General features: G+C 66.6%; 24 protein-coding genes and 1 pseudogene. 7 read left to right on the top strand and 18 right to left on the bottom strand.

Going from position 1 to position 22,526, the window contains the following annotated elements; genetic code table 11:
* Positions 1-438: 438 nt before the first annotated feature.
* Positions 439-1,641 (top strand): SMI1/KNR4 family protein, encoded by a 1,203-nt coding sequence (locus tag ABZS43_RS20950; RefSeq protein ID WP_355037715.1) that lies wholly within the window; start codon positions 439-441, stop codon positions 1,639-1,641.
* An 80-nt stretch (positions 1,642-1,721) separates the two neighbouring features.
* Complete coding sequence (locus tag ABZS43_RS20955) at positions 1,722-2,378, top strand: AAA family ATPase (RefSeq protein WP_355037591.1); 657 nt, start codon at positions 1,722-1,724, stop codon at positions 2,376-2,378.
* 143 nt (positions 2,379-2,521) lie between these two features.
* On the opposite strand, the gene ABZS43_RS20960 is transcribed toward ABZS43_RS20955, so the two are convergent.
* Positions 2,522-3,895 (bottom strand): FAD-dependent monooxygenase, encoded by a 1,374-nt coding sequence (locus ABZS43_RS20960; protein ID WP_355037592.1) that lies wholly within the window; start codon positions 3,893-3,895, stop codon positions 2,522-2,524.
* 34 nt (positions 3,896-3,929) lie between these two features.
* Here ABZS43_RS20960 and ABZS43_RS20965 point away from each other — a divergent pair, with 34 nt between their 5' ends.
* Positions 3,930-4,616 carry a TetR/AcrR family transcriptional regulator gene (locus ABZS43_RS20965; RefSeq protein ID WP_355037593.1) on the top strand — a complete coding sequence of 229 codons (687 nt, stop codon included), beginning with the start codon at positions 3,930-3,932 and terminating at the stop codon, positions 4,614-4,616.
* A 150-nt stretch (positions 4,617-4,766) separates the two neighbouring features.
* Here the strand turns inward: ABZS43_RS20965 and ABZS43_RS20970 are convergent, their stop codons facing one another.
* The 5 genes and pseudogenes from ABZS43_RS20970 to ABZS43_RS20990 all read right to left on the bottom strand — a co-directional run bounded on the left by ABZS43_RS20970 (position 4,767) and on the right by ABZS43_RS20990 (position 7,828).
* Positions 4,767-4,949 carry a hypothetical protein gene (locus ABZS43_RS20970; RefSeq protein ID WP_355037594.1) on the bottom strand — a complete coding sequence of 61 codons (183 nt, stop codon included), beginning with the start codon at positions 4,947-4,949 and terminating at the stop codon, positions 4,767-4,769.
* Positions 4,950-4,993: 44 nt separating this feature from the next.
* Positions 4,994-5,296: a hypothetical protein gene (locus ABZS43_RS20975; protein WP_355037595.1), complete on the bottom strand. Its 303-nt coding sequence runs from the start codon at positions 5,294-5,296 to the stop codon at positions 4,994-4,996.
* A 140-nt stretch (positions 5,297-5,436) separates the two neighbouring features.
* A pseudogene (gene tnpA / locus ABZS43_RS20980) lies at positions 5,437-5,882 on the bottom strand (IS200/IS605 family transposase).
* An 867-nt stretch (positions 5,883-6,749) separates the two neighbouring features.
* A complete protein-coding gene (locus ABZS43_RS20985) occupies positions 6,750-7,040 on the bottom strand; it encodes a hypothetical protein (protein ID WP_355037596.1) in 291 nt (96 codons plus the stop codon).
* The gene (locus ABZS43_RS20990; RefSeq protein WP_355037597.1) at positions 7,016-7,828 is read right to left on the bottom strand and encodes a helix-turn-helix domain-containing protein; all 813 of its coding nucleotides are present in this window, start codon (positions 7,826-7,828) and stop codon (positions 7,016-7,018) included. The genes ABZS43_RS20985 and ABZS43_RS20990 overlap by 25 nt, the downstream gene beginning before the upstream one ends.
* A 127-nt stretch (positions 7,829-7,955) precedes the next feature.
* On the opposite strand from ABZS43_RS20990, the gene ABZS43_RS20995 reads away from it, so the two are divergent.
* Positions 7,956-8,888, top strand: a complete 933-nt coding sequence (locus tag ABZS43_RS20995) for an alpha/beta hydrolase (RefSeq protein WP_355037598.1) — start codon at positions 7,956-7,958, stop codon at positions 8,886-8,888.
* 196 nt (positions 8,889-9,084) lie between these two features.
* Here ABZS43_RS20995 and ABZS43_RS21000 read toward each other — a convergent pair whose 3' ends face one another.
* From ABZS43_RS21000 to ABZS43_RS21020, 5 genes are all read right to left on the bottom strand, one after another.
* On the bottom strand, positions 9,085-9,489 hold the full coding sequence (locus ABZS43_RS21000; protein WP_355037599.1) for a hypothetical protein: 405 nt from the start codon (positions 9,487-9,489) through the stop codon (positions 9,085-9,087).
* Positions 9,490-9,650: 161 nt separating this feature from the next.
* Positions 9,651-10,481 carry an alpha/beta hydrolase gene (locus tag ABZS43_RS21005; protein WP_355037600.1) on the bottom strand — a complete coding sequence of 277 codons (831 nt, stop codon included), beginning with the start codon at positions 10,479-10,481 and terminating at the stop codon, positions 9,651-9,653.
* A 492-nt stretch (positions 10,482-10,973) separates the two neighbouring features.
* A complete protein-coding gene (locus ABZS43_RS21010) occupies positions 10,974-11,120 on the bottom strand; it encodes a hypothetical protein (RefSeq protein ID WP_355037724.1) in 147 nt (48 codons plus the stop codon).
* Complete coding sequence (locus ABZS43_RS21015) at positions 11,056-11,760, bottom strand: 2-phosphosulfolactate phosphatase (RefSeq protein ID WP_355037601.1); 705 nt, start codon at positions 11,758-11,760, stop codon at positions 11,056-11,058. The genes ABZS43_RS21010 and ABZS43_RS21015 overlap by 65 nt, the downstream gene beginning before the upstream one ends.
* 112 nt (positions 11,761-11,872) lie before the next feature.
* On the bottom strand, positions 11,873-12,283 hold the full coding sequence (locus tag ABZS43_RS21020) for a VOC family protein (protein WP_355037602.1): 411 nt from the start codon (positions 12,281-12,283) through the stop codon (positions 11,873-11,875).
* Between the two features lie 103 nt (positions 12,284-12,386).
* On the opposite strand from ABZS43_RS21020, the gene ABZS43_RS21025 reads away from it, so the two are divergent.
* Positions 12,387-12,845 carry a hypothetical protein gene (locus ABZS43_RS21025; protein ID WP_355037603.1) on the top strand — a complete coding sequence of 153 codons (459 nt, stop codon included), beginning with the start codon at positions 12,387-12,389 and terminating at the stop codon, positions 12,843-12,845.
* 9 nt (positions 12,846-12,854) lie between these two features.
* On the opposite strand, the gene ABZS43_RS21030 is transcribed toward ABZS43_RS21025, so the two are convergent.
* Positions 12,855-13,427, bottom strand: coding sequence for a helix-turn-helix domain-containing protein (locus tag ABZS43_RS21030; protein WP_355037604.1), 573 nt, complete (start codon positions 13,425-13,427; stop codon positions 12,855-12,857).
* A 133-nt stretch (positions 13,428-13,560) separates the two neighbouring features.
* Between ABZS43_RS21030 and ABZS43_RS21035 the strand changes: the two genes are divergently transcribed.
* Positions 13,561-16,059: a 2Fe-2S iron-sulfur cluster-binding protein gene (locus tag ABZS43_RS21035; protein WP_355037605.1), complete on the top strand. Its 2,499-nt coding sequence runs from the start codon at positions 13,561-13,563 to the stop codon at positions 16,057-16,059.
* Here ABZS43_RS21035 and ABZS43_RS21040 read toward each other — a convergent pair.
* From ABZS43_RS21040 to ABZS43_RS21060, 5 genes are all read right to left on the bottom strand, one after another.
* On the bottom strand, positions 16,034-17,641 hold the full coding sequence (locus ABZS43_RS21040; protein WP_355037606.1) for a serine/threonine-protein kinase: 1,608 nt from the start codon (positions 17,639-17,641) through the stop codon (positions 16,034-16,036). The genes ABZS43_RS21035 and ABZS43_RS21040 overlap by 26 nt on opposite strands.
* A 119-nt stretch (positions 17,642-17,760) precedes the next feature.
* Positions 17,761-18,342 carry a hypothetical protein gene (locus ABZS43_RS21045; protein ID WP_355037607.1) on the bottom strand — a complete coding sequence of 194 codons (582 nt, stop codon included), beginning with the start codon at positions 18,340-18,342 and terminating at the stop codon, positions 17,761-17,763.
* Positions 18,339-18,896 carry a hypothetical protein gene (locus tag ABZS43_RS21050; protein WP_355037608.1) on the bottom strand — a complete coding sequence of 186 codons (558 nt, stop codon included), beginning with the start codon at positions 18,894-18,896 and terminating at the stop codon, positions 18,339-18,341. The genes ABZS43_RS21045 and ABZS43_RS21050 overlap by 4 nt, the downstream gene beginning before the upstream one ends.
* Positions 18,897-19,073: 177 nt before the next feature.
* Complete coding sequence (locus tag ABZS43_RS21055; protein WP_355037609.1) at positions 19,074-19,403, bottom strand: hypothetical protein; 330 nt, start codon at positions 19,401-19,403, stop codon at positions 19,074-19,076.
* 87 nt (positions 19,404-19,490) lie between these two features.
* Positions 19,491-19,973 carry a MarR family transcriptional regulator gene (locus ABZS43_RS21060; protein WP_355037610.1) on the bottom strand — a complete coding sequence of 161 codons (483 nt, stop codon included), beginning with the start codon at positions 19,971-19,973 and terminating at the stop codon, positions 19,491-19,493.
* Between the two features lie 75 nt (positions 19,974-20,048).
* Here ABZS43_RS21060 and ABZS43_RS21065 point away from each other — a divergent pair, with 75 nt between their 5' ends.
* Positions 20,049-21,485, top strand: a complete 1,437-nt coding sequence (locus ABZS43_RS21065) for an MFS transporter (protein ID WP_355037611.1) — start codon at positions 20,049-20,051, stop codon at positions 21,483-21,485.
* Positions 21,486-21,492: 7 nt separating this feature from the next.
* On the opposite strand, the gene ABZS43_RS21070 is transcribed toward ABZS43_RS21065, so the two are convergent.
* Positions 21,493-22,479 carry a WYL domain-containing protein gene (locus ABZS43_RS21070; protein WP_355037612.1) on the bottom strand — a complete coding sequence of 329 codons (987 nt, stop codon included), beginning with the start codon at positions 22,477-22,479 and terminating at the stop codon, positions 21,493-21,495.
* Positions 22,480-22,526: the final 47 nt, after the last annotated feature.

A 22,526-nucleotide genomic window follows, 5' to 3' on the forward strand; every position in this document is an offset into this window, starting at 1 on the left:
GTCGGGTAACCGGGCGGATCGGCTCGTCGTCCCAGAACTCGTCGGGATCGTCGTAGTGGTTGAAGAATCCGCCGCTCATCGAAACACCTCGCCGTTCCCTCCATCACGGACAAGAACAACGAAGCCGACCAGACATTGCCCCCGCCCACATAGGCCACCCTCCAGTGGATGCCATCACCCTTACTCCCGGACCGACTTTTGTCAATTGTCCGGCGTTGGTCCACCACTCGGCGCCCGTCGGGCTCGTGCGGCATTTGCGGACATGTCTGAGCAGGGCCAGAGTAGTAGCTACTCTCACCACGATCTCGGCCTGCACGCACGCCGAACTTGTCGGAGGCCACTCGTAGCGTTCATGGAGTGAACTGGAGACCGTGGCTGGAGCTGTGGAGCGAGGAATGGGTCACAGGCAGTGATTTCGGTGACCTGGAGCCCGATGTGGTGCGGCAGCGCTGGCTCGGGTACGCCCCCGCTGCCGAGGTCGACGTCGAGGTGGTCGAGGAGCGACTCGGTCTGAGGTTGCCGCCCTCGTATCGCGGCTTCCTGCTGACCACGGATGGATGGCGCCATGCCGGGGAATTCGTGTGGAAGATGCGTGATACCACCAATCTGGGATGGCTGCGTGACCTCGAACCGGCTTGGGAGTCGTGGGCCGACCTGATCACCGAGGCTCCGGTCGGCGCGCCGGGTAACCCGTTCAGTCGCGGGCTACTGATCTCGCTTCACGCCGACGTCGGGGTTCTGTTCCTCGACCCGGCCGACCGTGATGAGAACGGCGAGTGGGCGGCCTACAGCGTGTTTTCCTGGGCTGAATTTCCGCGGCGGTATCCGTCGTTCACTGCGCTCATGGAATCGCTGTACCAGGACTTTCACCGGTTGCGCCAGCCGCCGGGCAAGACTCGTGACAGCTGGGATCTGGCGGTGGAACAGGCTCGGGGCGAGGCTCTTTCCGGGGATATCGACAGAGCCGTGGTGGCCCTGGAAAAAGCCCAAGATTTCGGCCAGCCACGCGCCACTGTCCTCCAAGTCCAGCTCCAGATGTTCCTCGCCACCTCCTCCCCGTACGAAACCTCCCGGCTTCTTTCGCGTCTGCTGCCTCCGGCGCCCGTCCCGGACGGATTCTTCGCTGGTTCACTGTTCACCGAAGAGTTCCTGCCGTGCGTGTTCCTGCAACACGCACATAAAGAACCCTGGTACGGCTCCGCGCTCGAGACTGCCCAGTACATGGCAGATCGCGCACACGCCGGACACCGCGTAGCCCTCGAAATCGCCCAGCAACACACAAACAAAGGGGCCGCGCAGTACTCCGCGCTCGAAGTTGCCCAGATCCTCGAAACCGCCCAGAACGACCCCGGGTTCGAGATCGGACGTGCCATCGACGAGCACCGAGCGCGGGTACAGCAGCCCGGCTACCGGCTCACCTACGGAAACCAGGCATTCGACACCGCGGTGCGAAACGCGCTCGCTGAACACCACTCCGACCCAGCGGCACTCTGGCATGCGCTCGAGACCGCGATGACGCACTGGCAGCCCCGCACTCCAGATCACATCGCCCCGGTTGCGCTGCTCGCCGACCCTGTTCTTGCGTACAGCCTCACCCCGGAACGCGGCCGCGCGTTGTTGAGCAAACCGCGGAGTGGCTGACCCCGCGAGCAACCGGTTTTGCCGCGAGGTAAGTCGTTGAGCGTGTGCGCTTCGTCGGCGTCGATGGATAGCTTGGTCGAATGGGTGCCGACGAACAAAAGCAGCCTGGTACCGCAGCCGCGCTGCGCCTGCGACTGCGCCATATCTATTGGATCGGTGGGGGCAGCGGTGCCGGCAAATCGACAATCGCGGGTAATCTCGCGGCCCGGCACGGCTTGCGCGTGTACTCGACCGACGATGCCATGCGCGACCATGCTGCGCGCAGCACACGGGAGAACTCACCCTGGCTGAGCAGATTCGCGGCGATGAGTATGGATGAACGCTGGGTGGACCGGTCACCGGAGACGATGCTCGACACCTTCCACTGGTACCGGGGGGAAGGATTCCATTTCATCGTCGACGACCTGTTGTGTTCATCCTCCGAAACCGGTGTCATCGCCGAGGGATTCCGCCTGTTGCCGCATCTGGTCGCTCCGCTGCTCACCGAGCGCAGCCACGGCGTGTGGTTGCTTCCCTCACCCGCGTTCCGCCGGGCAGCGTTCGATAAGCGCGGCTGGGAGATCCCGGACAAGACCCGTGATCCGGAACGTGCTGCACGAAATCTGCTCGAACGTGATCGGTTGTTCACCAACCGTCTCCGCACGGAGAGCACCCGCCTCGGACTTCCCGTCATCGACGTCGACACCGTATCCGAGGAGGATCTGACCAAGAGGGTTGGCCGGGTACTCGGACTCTGAGCCGCAAGTGCCAAGGCACATCCGGAACTCGGCATTACATGGCGTTGGCCAGCGGCAGTTGTAGCGGCAGGTCGCGTCTTCGAGATACGCCCGCGGCCGGTTCGAGCCGCGCGGGCTGCGACCGGCACAGGGCGCGCTGGCGACTAGGGGTACGAACGGCTCACGAAACCGTCGGGGCGGACCAGCAGCGTCCCGTACGGCCAGTCATCCACGAGGTGGACCGGAATGTCGGCCTCCACATCGGGATCGGCCGTGAGTACGCACCACTGCGATCCGACGAGATCTAGCGTGGACACCCCGTCGGTCACCCACCTGTGCGGCAGGCGCGATCCCGGCGATCCGTCGAGGTCGAGGGTGACGTCCTCGGTGGAGGGGAGCTTCGCGCCGCCGTACCGGTATCCCATGTGCACCACCGGCGCGTTGATCGCCCCCGCTGCCTTGCGTGCCTGTGCCATGTCCTTGCCCCAGTGCAGGGAGGGATCGTTGAACCGCAGGCGCGCCTGCTCCATCGTCATGAGGGCCACCGGATGGCGTTCGGCGTGATATGTCTCCAACAGCTCGGGCTCGGCTTCACCACGCAGCACGTGCGCGAGCTTCCAGGCCAGATTGTGTGCGTCGGCGATGCCGGTGTTCAACCCGAACGCGCCCAACGGGGGGATCGCGTGCGCCGCGTCGCCTACCAGGAAGACCCGCCCGACGGAGAGCCGATCGGCCACCTGGCCGCGCCCCCGGAACCGCAGCACACTGCGGATCTCCACCTCGATCGACGGGTCGCCGACCGCGGTGCGGATGAGCTCGGGAGTCGGCTCGGTGTCGAGACGGGTGAGGAACACCCATTCGCGTTCGCCGTCGACGGTCACCAGCAGGCCGGTCGCGTCCGGATGCTCGATGTTGCACATGGCGAACGGCGTGTGCGGACGCAGATCGGCACCGAACAGAACACTGGTCGTCTCCTGGCCGATCACGCCGGGACCGGTGAGGCCGATGCCGAGGACCTGCCGAACCCGGCTGCGCACCCCGTCGGCCGCCACCAGATAGCGCGCCCGCACGACACGCCCGTCCGACAGGGTCGCCGTGACGCCGCCTGAGTCCTGCTCGAACGAGTCGAGCGCCACGCCGAACTCCACGTGCCCGGCTCTGGTGATCAGCACGCGGTCGAGCCGGTTCTGTGCGCAGGTGCCACGGATCCGGGCCGGTGTGTAGGTGAGCTCGGCCGCGCTTTTCGTCTTCCACTGCGCGTCTTCGGTGAAGTCGGCCTCGGTGAGCGTGCGCCCTCTGATCTTGCCCGCCCGCAAGTCGACCGCAGCCTCGTTGACCGCTTGATCCAGGCCGACCTCGCGCAGGATCTCCACCGACCGCGACCCGATGCCGGTGGCCCGGGGGTGTGGCGAGAGCTCCGGCTTCTCCTCGACGACGAGGGGCTCGACGCCGTGGTGGCGCAGCAGCACCGCGAGCATCAGCCCGACCGATCCGCCGCCGGCGATCAAAACATCTGTGGCTACAGTGTGCCCGTCCATGGGCACACTGTAGCCGATTCTGTAGACTCTGCCCATGCCGCTTATCTGGGAACGTGAGCCGTACCAGCCGAAAAGGCAGGCCCTGAGCGTGGAACGCATCGTGGACGCCTCCGTCGCCATCGCCGACTCCGAGGGGCTCGACGCGCTGTCGATGCGCCGCGTCGCCGCCGAGCTGTCGACCGGCACGACCTCGCTCTATCGCTACGTGGACAGCCGCGACGACCTACTCGACCTCATGGCCGACGCGGTGCACGACGACCACGCGCCGCTGACAGGAGACTGGCGCGACGACCTCGACGCGTACGCCCACCACGAGCGCGCGCTGTGGCTTCGGCACACCTGGCTCGCCCCGCTGCTGGCCACCCGACCACTGCTCGGCCCGAACTGGCTGCGCGGGCTGGAACACGCCCTCACCGCGGCTGCCCCGCTCACCTCCGACATCGCCGACGCCGCCTCGGCCGTCGGACTGATCAGGGACTACGTGCGTGGCGCGGTCATGCGCGAGCTCGCCGAGAAACAGACCCAACGACGCACCGGCCAGACCGAGGACCAGTGGCGCGCCGCCGTCGCCCCCTACATGCGCAAGGTCATCGAGAGCGGCGCATATCCCCAGGTTTCGCGCATGACCGAAGCCGTCGACCTGAGCCCGGCCGAACAGTTCTCCTACGGCTTGCGCCGCATCCTCGCCGGGATCGCGGACTCTCAGCAGACGACAAAGTGATCACGAACGCACCGAGGCCGATCCCGCCAGAACGGGGGAACCACCTACGCGACACACCTATATGCCAACGAGGCCAACCACTTTCGCTGAACGCGCCGATCGGGCGGCACCTCTCCGTGGTGCCACTCCGGACTTCGAGACAGAACCTAGCTAGGCGATGTCACCGCTCAGGCTGGACGAACCGGTGATCAAGCCGTTCACCAGTTCGAGGAAAGGGGGCGCATGGAGTGAACTCGAGTCGAAACAGCCGACCGGGGCAGCCGGTTCGGGGGGTGCCTGGGCGGCGGCCGGTATCAGCGCACCGGCCGGGACGGCGGCGAGTGATCGTTTCATCGAAACGTTCTTCTGCTCTGGCAGTTTCGGGCTGACTCGTTTGCTCAGGAATTCCGGAAATTCGAGGACAGGCCGGACGAGCCGGTGGCCAAAGTCCACTTGATCGCATCGATCAGGCTTTGCCATAGTGGAGGCTGCGGTACACAGGTGATGCCTGGGCACCCACCATCGCCGGACCCCGAGGAGACCTGATCGACCTGAGCCTGCGCGGTGGCCATTGGAGCCAGCGTCAGTGTGCCGGCCAGTACCGCGGCGGCGAGTGATCGTTTCATCGAAACTTCCTTCTTCAGCGTCTCGGGCTGCCCGAAAAGCCCCGGAGCAGCGCCGATTACGCTATGCCACAGCATCGAGCAGTCATAGACCCCCGTTTCGCGGCCCGCAGTTCCCGGGGCAGGCGATGCCCTGACGGCTGGGAGTGCGCGGATGTTCGGTTCGCCGAGGTTTGACCATGAAACGTAGCGCGCAAGCCCGGTCCTTCAGGGTCGGGTTAGCGCGTCAACTTCGGTCTTCCTGGGGTGTGGGGTGGGCGACGCTGCTGCTCGATGTACTGCTTGATGATCGAGATCGGCGCGCCACCGCAGGAGGCGGCGAAGTAGCTGGGGGACCACAGGTGTCCGTTCATGCTGTGCCGGTTCACTCGCCCGGTGAACTCGTAGCGCAGCCGCCGGGCGGAGACACCCTTGAGCGAGTTCACCAGTTTCGACACCGCGACTTTCGGCGGGTACTCGACCAGTAGGTGTACATGGTCGTCTTCCCCGTTGAACTCGACCAGCACGGCTTCGAAGTCGGTGACACTTCCCGTATCACCTGCTCGCACAGGGTGAGCATGGCGTCGTCCAGGACTCCGCGTCGGTATTTTGTCACAAAGACCAAATGAACGTGCATCGCGGAAACCACACTGCGCCCGCGTCGATAGTCGTTTTCAGAAGACATTGCGGAGGTGTCAGCTGCTCCCGCACTATCTCATGCGATGTGTGTGGATTCCTCGGGTGCTCATGTGGGCGCTGGTGGTATCGGCAGCGCGGGAAGTCAATGCCGCCCAGCGGGTTTGTCCGCCGGTGGAGATTCGGGGTCACCGCTGTGGTCATGGCCGTGATCACCATCGGTGCTGGATCTCTTGCCTGTACGGTTTCCGACTCGCCGCGGCTGGGCCACGGATCGGCTGTCGACGGCCGCGGCATTCTCACCGGCTCGTTTCCGCCGCAGTGCGTCGAGATCGACGACACTCCCGTCGTGGTCGCCTGGATTTTGCGCCGCGGCGGGGTGCCGCGCCGGGCCAGGGGCGACCGGCCACCGCCCTGTCTCATGCTGTAGTTCCGATCGCAGCACGGGCCTGGTCGGTGCCGGATCGTAGACGCTGTCATTTTCCGGACGCCAGGGCTGCTTGGGGCGCCCGTCGGCTTCCTCTGTCACGCGCCGGGGGCGACGCGGCAGCCGGATGACTTTCGACGTGCCGTCCCCGGTACCGGGCGAATCGGTCGCCTCAGATCTCATTCCTTCGAGCTTTCGGCGGAGCTGGTCCCGCGCGTCGGCCTGCCAACCCGGCACTTCCTGATCCGACATCGCGTCAGCGGCCGCCGAGTGCCGCTTCACCCGTCAATGCCGCGACCATCGGTCCGTCGAGCTGATATCTGATCCTGATTGCGTTACTCACGCCCATATTGTCTCTCAGAGTCACCACATTTGTTTCCCGGGTGATTACTGAGCACCGGAGCCAGGCGCGCGCTGGCGAGTGGCTCGGCCGAGTCCAGCGATCACACCATCGCTTCTCGGACTCGAATCGGGGACTCACCAGGGCCACTACTTCTGTCCGGAAAGGCTGGACGAACCGGTGATGATCGTCTGCGGCAGCCCTTTGAACCCGAGCAGGAAGTCGGCGTCTTGACATTCGGGCCACGTGAAGTCGCCCGGTTTGCGCGAAATCGACGTGGCCGGGGCCGGGACTGCCGATTCCGGCTGTGCATGGGCGGTGACCATCGGCGCCAGCATCAGTGCACCGGCAAGGGTAGCTAACGAAGCGGCCGCGGCCGTTCTGAACAGGGCGGGTCTTTGTTCGCGAACGCCGATCAGCCCGTAGTGCTCGATGGCCATGCCTTGTCGTCCACCGCGAGCCACGGTTCGCTGGCCGCGGAGGAGGGGGGAGTGCCGGTGAATCCGCGTACGTCGCGGTGGAGATGGGACTGGTCGGCGTAACCACTGTCGGCCGCCACTTGCGCGGGTGAGTGTCCCCGGACCAATCGGTGCACGGCGTGGTCGAACCGCACCAGCATGGCGGCGCGCTTGGGCGTGAGGCCGATCTGTGTGCCGAAGCGTGACCACAGCCGTTGGCGGCTCCACCCGACCTCTGCGGCCAAGCGCTCGACGCGAAATCGGCCTCGGCTGAGGATGAGTTGGCGCCATGCCCAGGCGACCTCCGGGTCGGCCCGGCGGTCGTCGCGCAACCGTGCCGACAGTGTCGTCTCGATCAGCGCGAATCGTTCGTGCCAGCCGCATGTTTCGTGCAGGCGCTCACTCAGACGCGTCGCGTCGCGCCCCCACAGATCGTCGAGGGCGACGATATTCCCGGTCAATTCGGCGAGCGGGAATCCGAGGATGGCGGATGCGACGACCGGTGAGAGGCGGACCTGGACGCACTCGATGGCCTGGACGCGCACCGGCGCAGCGTTGCCGGTCAGGCCGAGGGCCAGGCTGCCCGAATGGGTTCGGCCTGTCGAGTCGCGGACGTCGAAGCAATGGTCACCGATGTTGACCGCTACCGTGACGGCCGGATGGGGAATGGCGCGCAGCCGAGCCGGGATGTCACCGTGAATGCGGAATCCGGCCATGTCCACCCCGTGCAGCGCGGGTGTCCGCGGTGGTCGTGTGATCTCCCAAGCCACACCGCGATTATATGAGCCGTCCGGTATCGGCGGTCGATGCCGACCTCCGTCGCTGACATTTCTTCAAGACGTATGTCGTTGTCGCCCACCAGGGTGGTGGTCTCACGGATCGGTCGAAGGAGGACCTATGAATGAGAGCACCGCCGCCGCAACGTCGGGTCGGCGACGACGTATCGGGCTGATGGTCGCCGCGGTGTCGGCCGCCCTGTTCGCGGGCAACGCGGCAGGTGTCGCGACCGCCACGCCGGACGTTTCCCAGGATCAGATGGTGCACCTTCCCACCGGAGATATTCATGTCATCTCGAGCGGAGTGCCCAGCGCGGATGCGGTGGTGCTGTTGCACGGGCTGGCCGGATCGACCGCATGGTGGGACCAGGTGATGCCCGCCCTGCAGAATCGATACGTGGTGCGGATCGATCTGCTCGGACACGGCGGATCGGCCAAACCGGATAGTGGTTATCAAATGGCCGAGCAGGCGAGCCGAGTCGCAGAGGTACTCGATCGGCTCGACGTGCGCCACGCGATCGTCGTCGGACATTCCACCGGTGGCTACGTGGCGACCTCGTTGGCGCAACAGCGCCATGATCTGGTGACGGCGCTCGCGCTGATCGATACCGGTTCACGGCTGGACGCGTTCACCGACAACGGCCCGGCCGGCAACCTGCTGCTCAACCCGGCGATAGGGCAACCACTGTGGCCGCTACTTCCGGACGCCGCTATTCGGTACTCCCTGAGCAGTGCTTTCACCCGCGACGTACCGGTTCCCGAGCGGATCGTCGCTGACGTCCGAGGTATGACATACCGCAGCCTCACCGCGACTTCGAACGCGTCGGACGCGTACCTGCTAGACCGCCCCGAACCGGACCGGCTCGTGGACCTCGGCCTGCCGACCATGGTGATCTATGGCTCCCAGGACAAGCGCTGGCCGGCGGCGTCCTTCCAGGACTATCGCCGAGTCCCGAACGTCCGCATCGAGCCCCTCGATTGCGGTCACACCCCCATGATCGAGGATCCCGGCGCCACCGGCGCCCTCATCCGTGACTTCGCCGAGCCGTACTGACCCCGGGGAATTCAGGCACGAACTGCAACTCGCGCACGGCACTGAAGGCGTTGAGCGAATTAGGTTTTGGCACCTTCGAACGCGTCGAGTCCGCCGCGAACGGACGCCGAGACCGGACAGAACATGAGCTCCGTCCGGTCCGTCCGACATATATGGACACAGGTCACAGGCTTGACGCCGGTGCCCGGCCCCCATCTCATCGAGCGGCGTCGATGGCTCCGGTGATCTTGCGGGCCATCTCGGCCATGGCGGGGCTTGGCTCGCCTTTGCGGGGCCGAGCGGCTGTTTCGATGGCCATCATGACGATGCTGCGGAAGTTGTCGGCCTCTGCCGGGGCCTGCTTCTCGAGCATGCTCATGGTTGCCGTCAGGGCGGGCAGCACGTGGTCGGCGAGTCCGGCTACCGACTTGCTTTTCAGGTTCATGCCCTTCGACTTCTCGGCGAGTACGTGCCCGATCAGGCCGGTCGCGGAGGACAGGGCGATGGTGCCGTCGGTGGCGGACCGGTGGGGCGAGCCACCGGCGGCGGCCATCAGCGTCACGGCGCCGTACGCAGCGGTCCGCAGGGTGAGCTTGTCCTGATCGGTGAGGGTGATGGACATGGTTGTGTGCTCCTTGGAATCTGTCGGAAAACTCGGTTGAAGGGATGGGCGGTGGAATGCGGTCCTGTTGGCGCCCTTGGTATTCGGATCGCTGAGGGCCGGTCGGCGTCGGTCGCGGCTCTCGGTACATGCCGCCGCGTGATCGATCGTGAACCCGTCCGTCATCGGCTCGGCGAATCCTGCATGTCATGGGCCGCTGCCGTCTCGCGGACGGCTTCGGCGACGGCTCGGAAGTCCTTGCGCAGAATGTGGGAGTGGTTGCTCGGGACCTTCGCGCTGACCTGGAGGTTGGGGTTGCGGGCGAGTACCGGATCGAGTGAGGCCCGCGCCGCTTCCATCTCCTCCTCGCCGCCGCCGAGGTTGGCGCCCGTGGCAAGGACATATCGCATCGGGCAGGTCACGCGGTCGAGGACCGGCGCCATGGCGGCGCCTATCTCGTTGACCTCGATGTTGACCTCGGCGTGCTGGTCGGCGCTCATCCGCGCGGCCAGGCCGAGCGGGCGCACCAGTGGCATCAAGAACCGCATGCGGTGGAACAGCTTCCGGATCCGCTCGTGGCCCTCCTCGCCGGTCAAGCCGTACGGCATGGCGCCGTCTACGGCCACCACGCCCAGGACGCGGTCCGGATTCCGTTCGGCCCAGTGCGCCGCGAGCGTCGCACCGTAGGACCAGCCGACGAGAATCGGCCGCTGCACCCCGGTCGCCTCGAGGACGGCATCGACATCTCGCAAGCACGCCTCGAACGAGTAGTCCGCCGAGCGCTTCGATTTGCCGCGAGCCCGCTCGTCGAAGGTGATGTGCCGCCAGTCGGCGCCGAGTTCGGCGATGACTGGCCGCCAGTGCGAGTGGTCGGCATAGGCGCCGTTCAGATAGATGACGGGACGGCCGGGGCCGCCGCTGTCGGTCACGGCCAGCGCGGTGTCGTCGACCGGCACCATGCCGGTCCAGGTCGAGTTGTTCGAGTCGGTGCCGGTCATGTGTTGAGCGCGCACGTGATCACCCTTCCGGTGCGTTACGTAGTAGCGGTCTAGCTATACGTAGATGTATACGTAGGACTCACTATAAGTAGAAGTATACGTATATGCAAGAGTGGAATTCACGCGCCTTGTGGGAGGTCCGAGTCGCGGTCGCCCAGCGGCATATATGCCCTGTTCAGGGCGTCACGAAGTAGTCCAGGGGCGAGTCTGGCCGGTTCCGCGCGCTCGCACCCGGGGTACTGACTGTTCGAAGTCGAACCGTCGTCAGTCGTCCACGCTGTTCAGTTCAGATGAACAGCGCAAAAAATTGAACACCGATCCTGCGGCGCTGCCTTAGCTCGCTCGCCGAGACCGGAGTCCGCGTCGGCAGCCTGTCGCCGACCTTCGTGACGTGCGGTCGTTGCGGCCACCGGAATGCGAACTGGCCGCGACCACACACGAGACGGTCCGGAATCGCCGCGACGGCGTCCTTCGCGCCCTCCGCCTCGGCGATCCCGGATCGCCGTGTCATCGCGGGGCATCGGTGAACGCACCGTCGACCAATAGCGGTACCGCAGAACTGGATTCGATCTCGATCGCGACCGCGACATCATCGGCGAATCCGAGCGCGGCCAGTTCCAGACCTGACGCACATCCGGAGATCAGCGTCGCCACATCGGGATCCCGGCGTAACTGCTGTGGGCGAGCGTGGCCTCCGGTGACAACGGTCCGGCCCCGTGCTCGGCGAGTGCCGCGATGACGGCGGCAGCGCCGAGCCAATCCTCGATCGCGGGCCGCAGCACATCCTGACCCGGCCAGTGCTCACCGCCGCGATCACCGAAACGGGTGCCTGTTCCGTCCCCCACCCCTGCGCGCTGATCCAGCGAGCCACCGCCGAGGCATTGCGCAGGCACGCCGCGACGACGGGAATCCCGCTGACCGCGGCCGAGATGGCCGAGCCATTCGGTGACGGAAGGACCAAGCGCTCCGGCGCGGGAGCACGCCGCAACGCGGCGGGAGACAGTGACCACGGCTGCCGCGCGGAAACGGCTCGACGGCCCACGGCCAGTTCCGCGTGGTTGGCCGCCGCGTATTCCTCGGCTGTGCGGTCCCGCCACCGGTAGGGGAGAACCCGCGTCCCGGCGTCGACGGCTACCGAAACCGATGTCGTGAACGACAGGACATCGACAACGACGACCACCGCGCTATCCGGCCCGAGCGCCCGCGCGCCGGCCGCGCCCCAATCGATGCGCACACCCCACGGACGCTGTGTCGACCAGTCCGGAATCGCCGGCGTATTCGGTTTCCCTCCCATGGATCACAACTTAGCCGCGACCACCGATCCCGCCGACCGACGCTTGCCCACCGTGTGCGGGATCAGCAGATCCGTGCCGTGTTCACGTCGGATACGGCGGCAGTCCGCCGGCTCAGCGCCGCTCGTCGATGCGGACCATATTGCCCGCCGGATCGCGGAAGGCGCAGTCACGCACCCCGTACGGCTGCTCGGTCGGCTCCTGGACGACTTCGGCCCCACCTGCCCGCACCCGTTCGAAAACACCGTCGAGGTCGGAGGTCGACAGGAGGATGCTGGCGTAGGTGCCTTTCGCCATCATCTCGGCGATGGTGCGGCGCTCTTCGTCGGTCATGCCGGGAGCGGCGGTCGGTGGGTGCAGGACGATGGAGGTCGCTGGCTGGTCGACCGGGCCGACGGTGATCCACCGCATCCCGCCCTGCCCGACATCCTTGCGGACCTCGAAGCCGAGGGTGTCGCGGTAGAAGGCCAGGGCGGCGTCGGGATCGTCGTGCGGCAGGAAACTCGAGTGAATGATGATGTCCATGACAGTGACGTTAGGTGTGTGCCGGGGGTGGATGCTTCTCGATTCCTGACCGGTCGGCGCGCCCGGGTGGGCCGTGCGGCGGGCCTGCACGAAGATTGCCACCATGTCTGCAGATTCCGACCTCGCGGAGGCGATCATCGCGATGCACTACGACCTCGCCGAATGGATCGGTTCGGATGCTCCCCCGAAGGTGTTCGACCGGTTCGCTCACGTCCTGCACGAGAAGTTCTCGGCGGTGACGACCGTCGGACAGAAGGTCGACCGGGATACGTTGCTGGCCGGTGTCTGGGCGGCCCGGAATCTGCAGCCCGGTCTGGAGATCGAGATCGATGATTTCGAGGAGCTGGTGGACGGCGGTGATTTCCGCGTCGTCCGGTTCGCGGCGGCGAACCGGACGGGCGACGCGGTGGCCCGGCGTCTGGCGACCGCGGTCCTCGTTCTCGGCGACTACGGATACCAATTGCGGACGTTGCACGAAACCAATACGCCGACTACGGAAATCGAGAACCCGTCGATGGAGCAGATCAGGAACCGCCTCGGTCGCGATAGCTCGTCGGGATGAGCTCGCCGCTCATTCGCCCGGTCCGGCGCTGATCGCGCGTGCGGCGGTCTCGGCGACCTGTTCGTCGGTGAGCCCGCTGCCGTGGATCAACGCGTGGGACAGAACGGTGCGGACGACGACTTCGCCCGCCTGCCGCGGCGTCAGGGCGAGGCCGGTGTCAGCGCGTGCGGCGATCAGCGGTTCGGCGACGGTGGCGACGGTTTCCACGAGATTGAGTTCGGAATCGCCGTGGGGGATGGCGATGGTGAGCAGCCAGGCGGGTTCGTTGACGCGAACGTATTGGAAGGCGCGGTGCTCGCGAAGGTATCGCAGCGCGAACAGTGTTGCCGCGCGGGCGATCTCGGGCACGGGTGCGGACAGGTCGATCGCCTCGTATGCGGCGGCGACCATGCGGCCGACCTCGTTGCGTCCCACGGCCGCGACGAGGCCGTCCTTATCGCCGAATTCGCGGTAGGCGGTCGCCCGCGAGACTCCGGCGTGCTCGGCCACGGCGCTGAGTGTCAGTCCGTCCAAACCGCTTTCGGCGATCAGCGTGGCCGCCGCGTCGAGCAGCGCGTCCGACGATCGGGTGGAGGAGCTCATGGCTCTTTCTACCCCGTCGGCGGCGGGGTCCGGGTTGCCCGCCCAGATAACTGAGACTAATCTGGCAAAAAATCTCAGTTTCCGCCGGTGGTCGCTCGGGAGCTGCCGAGGACGATGAGGTCGGAGGGCGAAGATGACCGGGCGCGAACATGCCGTGGTGCTGGGAGCGAGCATGGCCGGACTGCTGGCCGCGCGGGTACTGAGCGAGAGTTTCGCGCGGGTCACGGTGATCGAACGCGACGATCTGTCGGTGCCTGGCGATCGGCGCGGCGTCCCGCAGGGACGGCATGTGCACGCCCTGCTGGCGCGGGGAAAGCGGATATTCGAGGAGCTGTTTCCCGGCGTCACCGAGGAACTCCTCGCCGACGGCGCGGTGGATTGCCGGTCGTTGAGCGAGATGCGGATGACGATCGCAGGTCACACGCTGAAGCGATCCGACGACGGGTATTCGCTGCTCCAGGCCAGTCGGCCGTTCCTGGAGTGGCGCGTGCGCAATCGGGTGCGCGCCCTGCCGAATGTGGAGTTGATCGACCGCTGCGCTGTCACCGGGCTGACCGCCGACGCGGCGCGGGCGCGGGTGACCGGCGTACTGGTCGAACCCGAGGAAGCGCCGGCGCGGGAATTGGAGGCCGATCTGGTGGTCGGCTGTCTGGGGCGGCACGGACCGATCAATGATTGGCTCGCCGGTCTGGGGTATCGGCGTCCCACCGAAGAGGGCGTGCGGATCGACATGATGTACGCGAGCCGGTATGTGCGGCTGCCCGTGGGATCGGTCGGCGGCGACAAGGAGATCGTCATCGCGAATCAGGATCCCGCGCGGGGCCTCGCCCTGTTCGCGGTCGAGGACGGGATGCATATCCTGACACTGATCGGGTATGGAAAGGACCATCCCCCAACGGATTCGGAGGCGTTCTGGCGATTCGCGGCGTCGGTCGCGCCCCCCGATGTGCGCGAGGCGCTGCTGGACGCGATGCCGCTCACCGAGGTCAGCACGTATCGGTACTTGGCCAACCAGCGTCGGCGGTACGAGCGTTTGACACGCTTCCCCGAGGGGTTGCTGGTCGTCGGCGACGCGGTGTGTAGTTTCAGCCCGGCGTTCGGCCAGGGGATGACGGTTTCCGCGCTCCAGGCACAGCGGCTGCGCCACGTTCTGGCGGAAGGGGACCACGACCTGGCACGCAGGTATTTCCGCGCCGCCGCGGCCGCGATAGATGACGCCTGGGCTATCACGAAACTGTTCGATCTGGCCATGCCGCATGTGGACAGCGCGGGGCAGACGCCGATGCGGGCGCTCGGTGCGCTGACCCGGCTCGGTATGGCGGTCGGGGCACGTGATGCGACGGTGGGGCGGCAGATCGCGCGTATCGCGGGGCTGCTGGATCGCCCGACGGCGGTGCTGAATCCTTCGCTGTTCGGTCACGGCATGGCGGCGCTGGCCGGCGTTGGTGTCGATTATCTACGGGCGGTCGATTATTCACGGGCGCTGGCGGTTTCGCCGTCGCGCGCCTGCGTCGTCGTCGGTTTCGATCCGGTGCCGCACGGGCCCGCCCGTGGTTTCCATCGCCTGGCGGTTCGATCGGTCGTCCGTGACACCGTCGACAGCGTCGTGGTCGAATTCGATATCCCGGAAAGACTTCGCGCGCAGTACCGTTTCGTCGCGGGCCAGCATGTCATCGTGCGCGGTGTGCGGCGCGGGCAGCCGATCCGTCGCAGCTATTCGCTGTGTGACGCGGCGAGCTCGGGGCGGCTGCGTATCGCGATCAAAGTACGGCCGGGCGGGGTGTTCTCCGATTTCGTCGCGGGGGAGCTGACCGAGGGGACGATGCTGCATGTATCGGAACCGACGGGTACTTTCACCGTCGAACCGGCGCGCGATCGGTCACGCGCCTACGCGGCGGTCGCGGCGGGCAGTGGCATCACGCCGATCGTCTCCATCATCGCGACGATTCTCGAGGCTGAACCCGACAGCACGTTCACACTCCACTACGGCAGTCGTGACCACGAGCGAATCATGCTCGCGCATCGGCTCGACGACCTCGTCAGCCGGTTCCCGGAACGGCTGCGCGTCACCCACCACCTGTCGCGGCAGGTTCGCCTGCCCGGCGACCGGGACTATCGGCACGGACGGATCGACCCGTCCCAGGTCGCGAAATATGAGGCCGACCAATGGTTGCTGTGCGGGCCGAAAGAACTCGTGGCCGATACGGCGGCGGCACTGCGCGAGCGCGGCGCGGACAGTTCTCGAATCAAGACCGAATTATTCGAGACGAGCTCTCCCGACCCGATGCCGATTTCGGCGAACACGCGGACCAGCACGGTCACACTCTCCGGATACGGGCCCGACCTGAGTGTCGAAATGCCCCGAAATGGCACGATTCTCGACGCCGCGCTGCGCAACAGGGAAGACCTGCCGTACTCGTGTCTCGGCGGATCCTGTGGAACCTGTATCGCCACCGTCGAATCCGGACAGGTGCGGATGGAACCCGATCCGCTGCTCGCCATCACCGACGACGAAATCGACCGGGGGCATATTCTCGCCTGCCGCGCGCGACCGGAATCGGACGAGGTGACGCTGCGGTTCGGTCGTCGTACTCGGGCGGACAGCGTCAGCGACCCCTCGGGAACATCGTGACGATGCTGCCGTCGAGGTTGGCTGCGAGATAGGCGCCGCCGTAATCGTCGGTCAGGTAGACCAGGAGTGTGGGACGGTCGTCATTGAAGGTCCAGGCGGGGTCCACGATAACGTAGCGCAGGGTGGGCTTCGGGATGCCGAGTTTCTCGTTCGCGGTATCGAAAAGGCCGGGAACGACATCCCAATTGATCGAACTCAGCTGGATGGTGACGCTGTCCTTGTCGAGTTCGCCGCCCGCGCCTTTGCGGCTGGCACCGCCGTTGCGATAGACGTACTCGTCGTAGACGGTCGGCTGGTTCCGGACCGGCGCGCTGGCGTTGACGAAGGTCGGATAGAAGGTCACCTCGGTGAAAGCTGTTCCGCCGGAGACCTTTTCCAGTGCGGTGACCGCCTGGCGCATTCCGGAGGGGGTCAGGAGTTCGGTGCTGTCTCCGGTCGGTGTGTCGGTGATCCTGATACCGGAACCGGGCGCGATGACGGTGCCGGGGGCGGTGCGCGATTCGGTGGCCTGCGTGGTGCCCTGAGGCGCGCTCGCGCCGGGTTCGTCACCGCCCGAACCTGGGCGCAGCGCCATCGCGGCCAGCGCCGCGGCGGCGATCACGATGACCGCGGCGGCGGCGATGCCGAACCGTGCGCCGCGCGACATCGGGGCGCGGGCGGGCGGACTCGCGTGGATCTCGTGTCGGTACGAGGGTGGGGGCGTCGCCGGGGCGGGCGCGACGGCGTGCGGAGTGTGCGCGACGGCGTGCGCGACGTGGGGGGCGGTGAGCACCTGGGCGAGCAGATGGTCGACGTGATCGGCGGTCGGTCGGTGATTCGGATCGGACACCAGTATCGCCTGCAACACCGGTGTCAGCGGTCCCGCGCGATGGGGGACGGGAACGGTGCCCTGGAGTACGGCGGCGAGTGTCGCGACCGTGGTGTCGCGCCGCATGGGGTGATATCCCTCGACCGCGAGGAACAGGACGATGCCGAGCGACCACAGATCCGAGGCCGGGTTGCCCTCCTGACCGCCGAGACGTTCCGGGGCGATGAATTCCAGTGACCCGACGAGATTTCCGGTGCCGGTCAACCCGGTCGCGTCGTGCAGCGCCGCGATGCCGAAGTCGGTGAGCACCGGCGAACCGTCCTCGCGCAACAGGACATTCGCGGGTTTGATATCGCGGTGCAGCACGCCCACCTGGTGCGCGGCGCGCAGACCGGCCAGGATGCCGCGGCCGATATGAGCGGCCTGCGCGGGAGGGATCGGGCCCTGGGCGAGGTAATCCGAGAGGGTGCGGCCCCGCACCAGCTCCATCACGATCCACGGGTGAGCCGGCGCGGGAGAATCGACGATATGGTGCACGGCCACGACATTCGGATGGGTGATACGCGCCAGTGCCCGTGCCTCCCTGAGCACCCGCTCGCGTTGCACGCCCGGTGCGCCGCCCGGCCCCTCCGGTTCGGCCGGCCGGACCTCCTTCAGCGCCACCTCACGATGCAGGGCCAGATCATAGGCCCGCCACACCGTTCCCATACCTCCGCTGCCGAGCGGTTCGAGCAGCTCGAAACGCCCGTCGACCACTGTCCGCCCGGAATTCACGGCGCAAGCCTATGTCCCTCGGCGCGGTGGCGCGAGAGCGCGGTACCGCCGCGAACAGACACGGACCGCACGAGCGCGGCAGTGGTGGTCGCGCTCGTACGGTCCGACGGTGGGCGGGGTCAGGAAGTGGGGGACAGCAGTTGGTTGAAGAACGCGCGGTAGCTACGCAAGGCGCAACGCAACGACTCCGTGTCCGGGTTGTCCGACCAGCGGTCCGCGATGATTTCCTTGCGCTCGGCATAGGTGGCGGTGAGTTCGTGGATCAGCTCCTCGACGAGATCGTCGGCGCGTGCCACGGCGTCACGGGGATCATCGACGAAGGTGCCCTGCAGATCACGCCACCGGCCGCGCAGCTGTTCCAAGGATTGTTCGTCGAACAGCGGGACGACGGCGTCGTCATCGGTGACGGGGCTCTGTTGCCCGAGTGGTTCCGAGGACGGTGTGTCGTCGGTGTTCTCGAGACCGGGCTCGCTCTCGTCCACGGCTCTCGTCCCGTGCTCGGCCACGAACACCCGTCCGTCGTCGGTGTCGGTCGCTGTCGGCTCCCGCTCGGCGTCGATGACTTCGGCGTCGATGACCTCGCCGTCCCGAGCGCTCGTATGCCCGCCCGGTGCGAAGCTCTCGGATTCGTGGTCGTAGTGCGCGTCCGTCGATTCGTCATCGAGCGAGCTGGTTCGGGTCTTGTCGTATTCGGTGCTCATGACACTGTGTCCTTCTTCTGCGTGGTGTGGCCGTTCGTCAGGTCGAGGAACAGGGCCCGGTAGTGCACGAGGGCAGTGCGCAGATCCTCGGTGGTCGCGTTGCCGTCGGACTGTTTGATCGCGATGTCGTGGGCGTCGCGGTAATGGCCGAGGGTCGTGGCGTGTTCCACGGACAGGTCGGCGACCCGCTGGTCGTAACCTTCGGTCGGATACCCGCGTTCGGCCATGACGGTCGTGATGAGCTGGTCGGCCTCGCTCACCGCGTCGGCAGGCTGGTCGACGAACCGTTCCTGCACCGTTGTCCAGGCTCGGGTGAACTCTTCCTTGCGTTCCGCGCTCAGTTCACGCAGCTCGAACTGTTCGTGCCTGCGTTCCCGTTGCGCCAGTTCGCGTTCGGCGGCGCGACGATCCTCGGTCTGCTCTACGGTCCGGTCGTATTCGGGCCCGAACCTGTCGCGTAGGCGTTTCCTACGCAGGTACGGGGGGATCAACAGTGCGGCGCCCGCGACCAAGACCACGACGACGATGACGATTACCAGGATTCCGGAAGACACGGGGTTCTCCTTCTACGAGCCTCTTGTCCCGGTAGTGCCTCGAAATCCGCCGTTCAAACCCTCCGGACCGCACGCGTCCGCGATTCGCGCGGCCGGGTATCGAATCCGGTTCGTCCCGCGAAGATCATCCCCGCCCGATCGGGGTAGTCCCGGGAAGCGGCGACGAGCCGCCCGGATTCAGCGCCGGGGCACGGTAAAACGCCTCTTGGCGCGTCGGCGCAGCGACGGGCTGACGAGCAAGGCCGGGGAGATGATGATCGCGGCGACGATCATGCCGATGAGCCGCAGCGCCGCCAGGAGTTCGCCGACGATCTGCACCCCGGCGGGAACGGCGAAGGCGAGGGCGAAGACCGCGAGGGCGAGGGCCGCGACGTAATGCTCGGCGAGCGCGACGGTTGCGGCGACGGTGCCGAGCGCCGCCGCCACGATCAGGCCGAGTGCGCCGATCAGGTAGTTGTCCCAGGTGAGCCAGGTCGGGCGCGGTGTGCTGCGATACCGGTTTCCCACCCGTGCGAGCCTAGCGGGATCCTGTGGCGGCGCAGCGGAATCCGCGAGTTCGTCCCGGGACGAGTGGGGTAGCTCGATGGTAGCGATCTATGTGATCTCGGGTGGGCGCGGCCACCGGTTGTGTTCGAGGTGTTCGATGGATTCGTTGAATCGCGCGATGAGCGAGCCCAATTGGTCGACATCGACGGGCGACCAGTCGGCCACGACCGCGCCGATGCCGTCGTGGCTGCGGGCGCGGTCGTCGGCGAGGGCTTTCAGGCCCTTGTCGGTGGCGCGGATCTTGCGCGCGATGCCGCCGTCCGGATCGGGTTCGCGTTCGACGAGTTCCTGTTTGAGCATGGCGCCGATCTGGCGATTGATCGTGGAGATATCGAGCTGGAGGGCGTCGGACAATTCGCGCAGGCTCAGCGGGTTGTCGAGCTCGAGCCGGGTCAGGATGACGTAGGCGGAGCGGTCGAGCTGAAATCCGGGGCGGCGCAACATGGACGCCGGATAGTGCCGCGACAGTAGCGTCAGTTCGAAGACGAGCCGCCGCAGCGCCGTGCTGTCGACGGGGGTCTGGTCTGACATGGCACCAACTATGTCGTTCTGTTCACAGCAAAAGCAAATTGTGCACCATACATATTGTGTGTACCGTACACATTCATGTCCATCACCGCCGACGCGTCCGCGACCGTCCCGAGTGTCGATGATCGGCGGCTGCCATCGCCCGCAGTGCTCATCGCGACGCTGGGCACGGTCGGCATCGTCGTCTCGCTCATGCAGACGCTGGTCATTCCGATCATCCCGCTGCTGCCTTCGCTGCTGCACGCCTCCGCCGCCGACGCCTCGTGGGTGATCACCGCGGCGCTGCTCGCGGGCGCGGTGTTCACGCCGATCAGCGGCAGGCTCGGCGATATGTTCGGCAAACGCCGGGTGCTGCTGGCGAATCTGCTCATGATGATCGCGGGTTCGGTGATCTGCGGCGCCTTCTCGTCGCTGGTGCCCGAAATCATCGGCCGCTCGTTGCAGGGCGCGGCGATCGGCGCGATTCCGCTCGGCATCAGCATCATGCGCGACGAATTGCCCCCCGAGCGGGTCGGTTCGGCGATGGCGATCATGAGCGCGACCCTCGGTGTCGGCGGCGCCGTCGGCCTGCCCGCCGCGGCGTTCATCGGGCAGAACGCGGACTGGCACGTGCTGTTCTGGACCGCCGCCGGACTCGGCGTTGTGTGCGCGATCCTGGTTTTCCTCCTGGTGCCGGAGTCGCCGGTGCGTACCCCGGCGCGCTTCGATTTCGGCGGCGCGGTCGGCCTTTCGGTCGCACTGCTATCTCTGCTCATCGCGATCACCAAGGGTGCGGACTGGGGCTGGGGCAGCGGCTCGATTCTGGCGCTGTTCGCGGTGTCGCTGGCGGTGTTCCTCGGCTGGGGCTATTTCGAATTGCGGCAGAAGGCGCCGCTGGTCGATCTCAGGGTCTCGGCCCGGCCCCGGGTGCTGTTCACCAACGTGGCCTCCATCGCTGTCGGGTTCTCGCTCTACGCCATGTCCCTGGGCTTCCCGCAGCTGCTGATGGCCCCGGAGGGCACCGGCTACGGGTTCGGGCTCGAAATGGTCAACGCCGGATTGGTGTTGGCGCCATCGGGTCTGGTGATGATGCTGTTGTCGCCGGTGTCGGCGCGGCTGACGAGGGCGCGCGGGCCCAAGGTGACCTTGATGCTCGGTGCGACGGTGATCGCGGTCGGTTACCTGTGCGCGGTGGTGTTGATGAACGGCGTATGGGAGATCATGCTGGCGTCGCTGATCGTCGCGGGCGGTGTCGGCCTCGCCTACGCCGCGATGCCCGCGTTGATAATGGGCGCGGTGCCGATCACCGAAACCGCCGCCGCCAACGGCCTGAACTCGCTGATGCGCTCGATCGGCACCTCCACCTCCGCCGCGGTGACCAGTGTCGTGCTCGCCCATATGACCATCGCCTACGGCGGCCACGTGCTGCCCTCCCGCGAGGGATTCCACACCATCTTCTTCATCGCGATGGCGGCCGCTGTACTGGCTATCGTGCTGACGGCCTGCATCCCGATGGGCAGGAAAGCCGAGGCCTGATCGGTCATCACGCGCCCGGTGCGTCGGCGACCGCTTCGGTATAGCGCCGCGCCAGGGTGCGCAGGTGGTCGACGAGTTCTGGCGGTCCGTCGACGCGGAAGTCCATCATCAGCATGCTCAGATAGATGGCGATGGTCTCCAGCGCGTCCGCGCCGGTGAGCAGGGTGCAGCACTGGTCGTCCACCGGTTCCACCACCCCGACGGCCGGATTGATCCGTGCGATCACCGTTTCGGCCGGGGCGAGGACCGTCACCCGCGCGTGCACCTTCCAGCCGGTGGTGGCGATATCGCGCATCACGAAGGCGACCGGATCCTCGTCCGGCAGTGCGCGCGCGGCGAACCGGCGTCCGGCCGTCGTGGCGTGGGAGACGGCCGCGACGGGAATCGCGCGCCAGGAATGGTTTTCGAGGGAGTAGGCGACCAGATACCAGCGTCGCTGCCAGTTGATCAGCCGATACGGCTCGACCTCGGCGGTCACCGAATCGTCGGGACCGGCGATGTCGACCCGTACCGTCGCGCGGTCGCGCACGGCACTCGCGAGAGTGGTGAGCAGCGTCGCGGGCACGGGCGCGTCGGGTTCGCGTGAACCGGTGGTCGCGGGCCCGACGGCGGTCGCGGTGCTGAGCGCGGCGACCTTGCGCTGCAGACGTTTCGGCAGGATCTGCTCCAATTTGGCGAGGGCGCGTCCGGCATGGTCGGTGATATCCGTCAGGCCGGTGGAACCGTCCTGCGCGAGTCCGATCGCCACCGCGACGGCGACGGCCTCGTCGTCATCGAGTAACAGTGGCGGCATCGCCGTGCCGCGACCGAGGCGGTAGCCGCCGACCGCGCCGCGCGTCGCGTGCACCGGATAGCCGAGTTCGCGCAGCCGCTGGATGTCGTTGCGCAAGGTCCGGTCGGTGACGCCGAGCCGTTCGGCGAGTTCGCGGCCGGTGTGGGTGCGGTCCTGGAGCAGCGAGAGCAAACGCAGCACCCTGGTTGTGGTCCGTGACACACCCTGCCTCCGCTCATATTAGGAACGAAATGAGCCTAATGCGCTTC

Source organism: Nocardia sp. NPDC005366, assembly GCF_040606855.1.
Lineage (GTDB): Bacteria > Actinomycetota > Actinomycetes > Mycobacteriales > Mycobacteriaceae > Nocardia.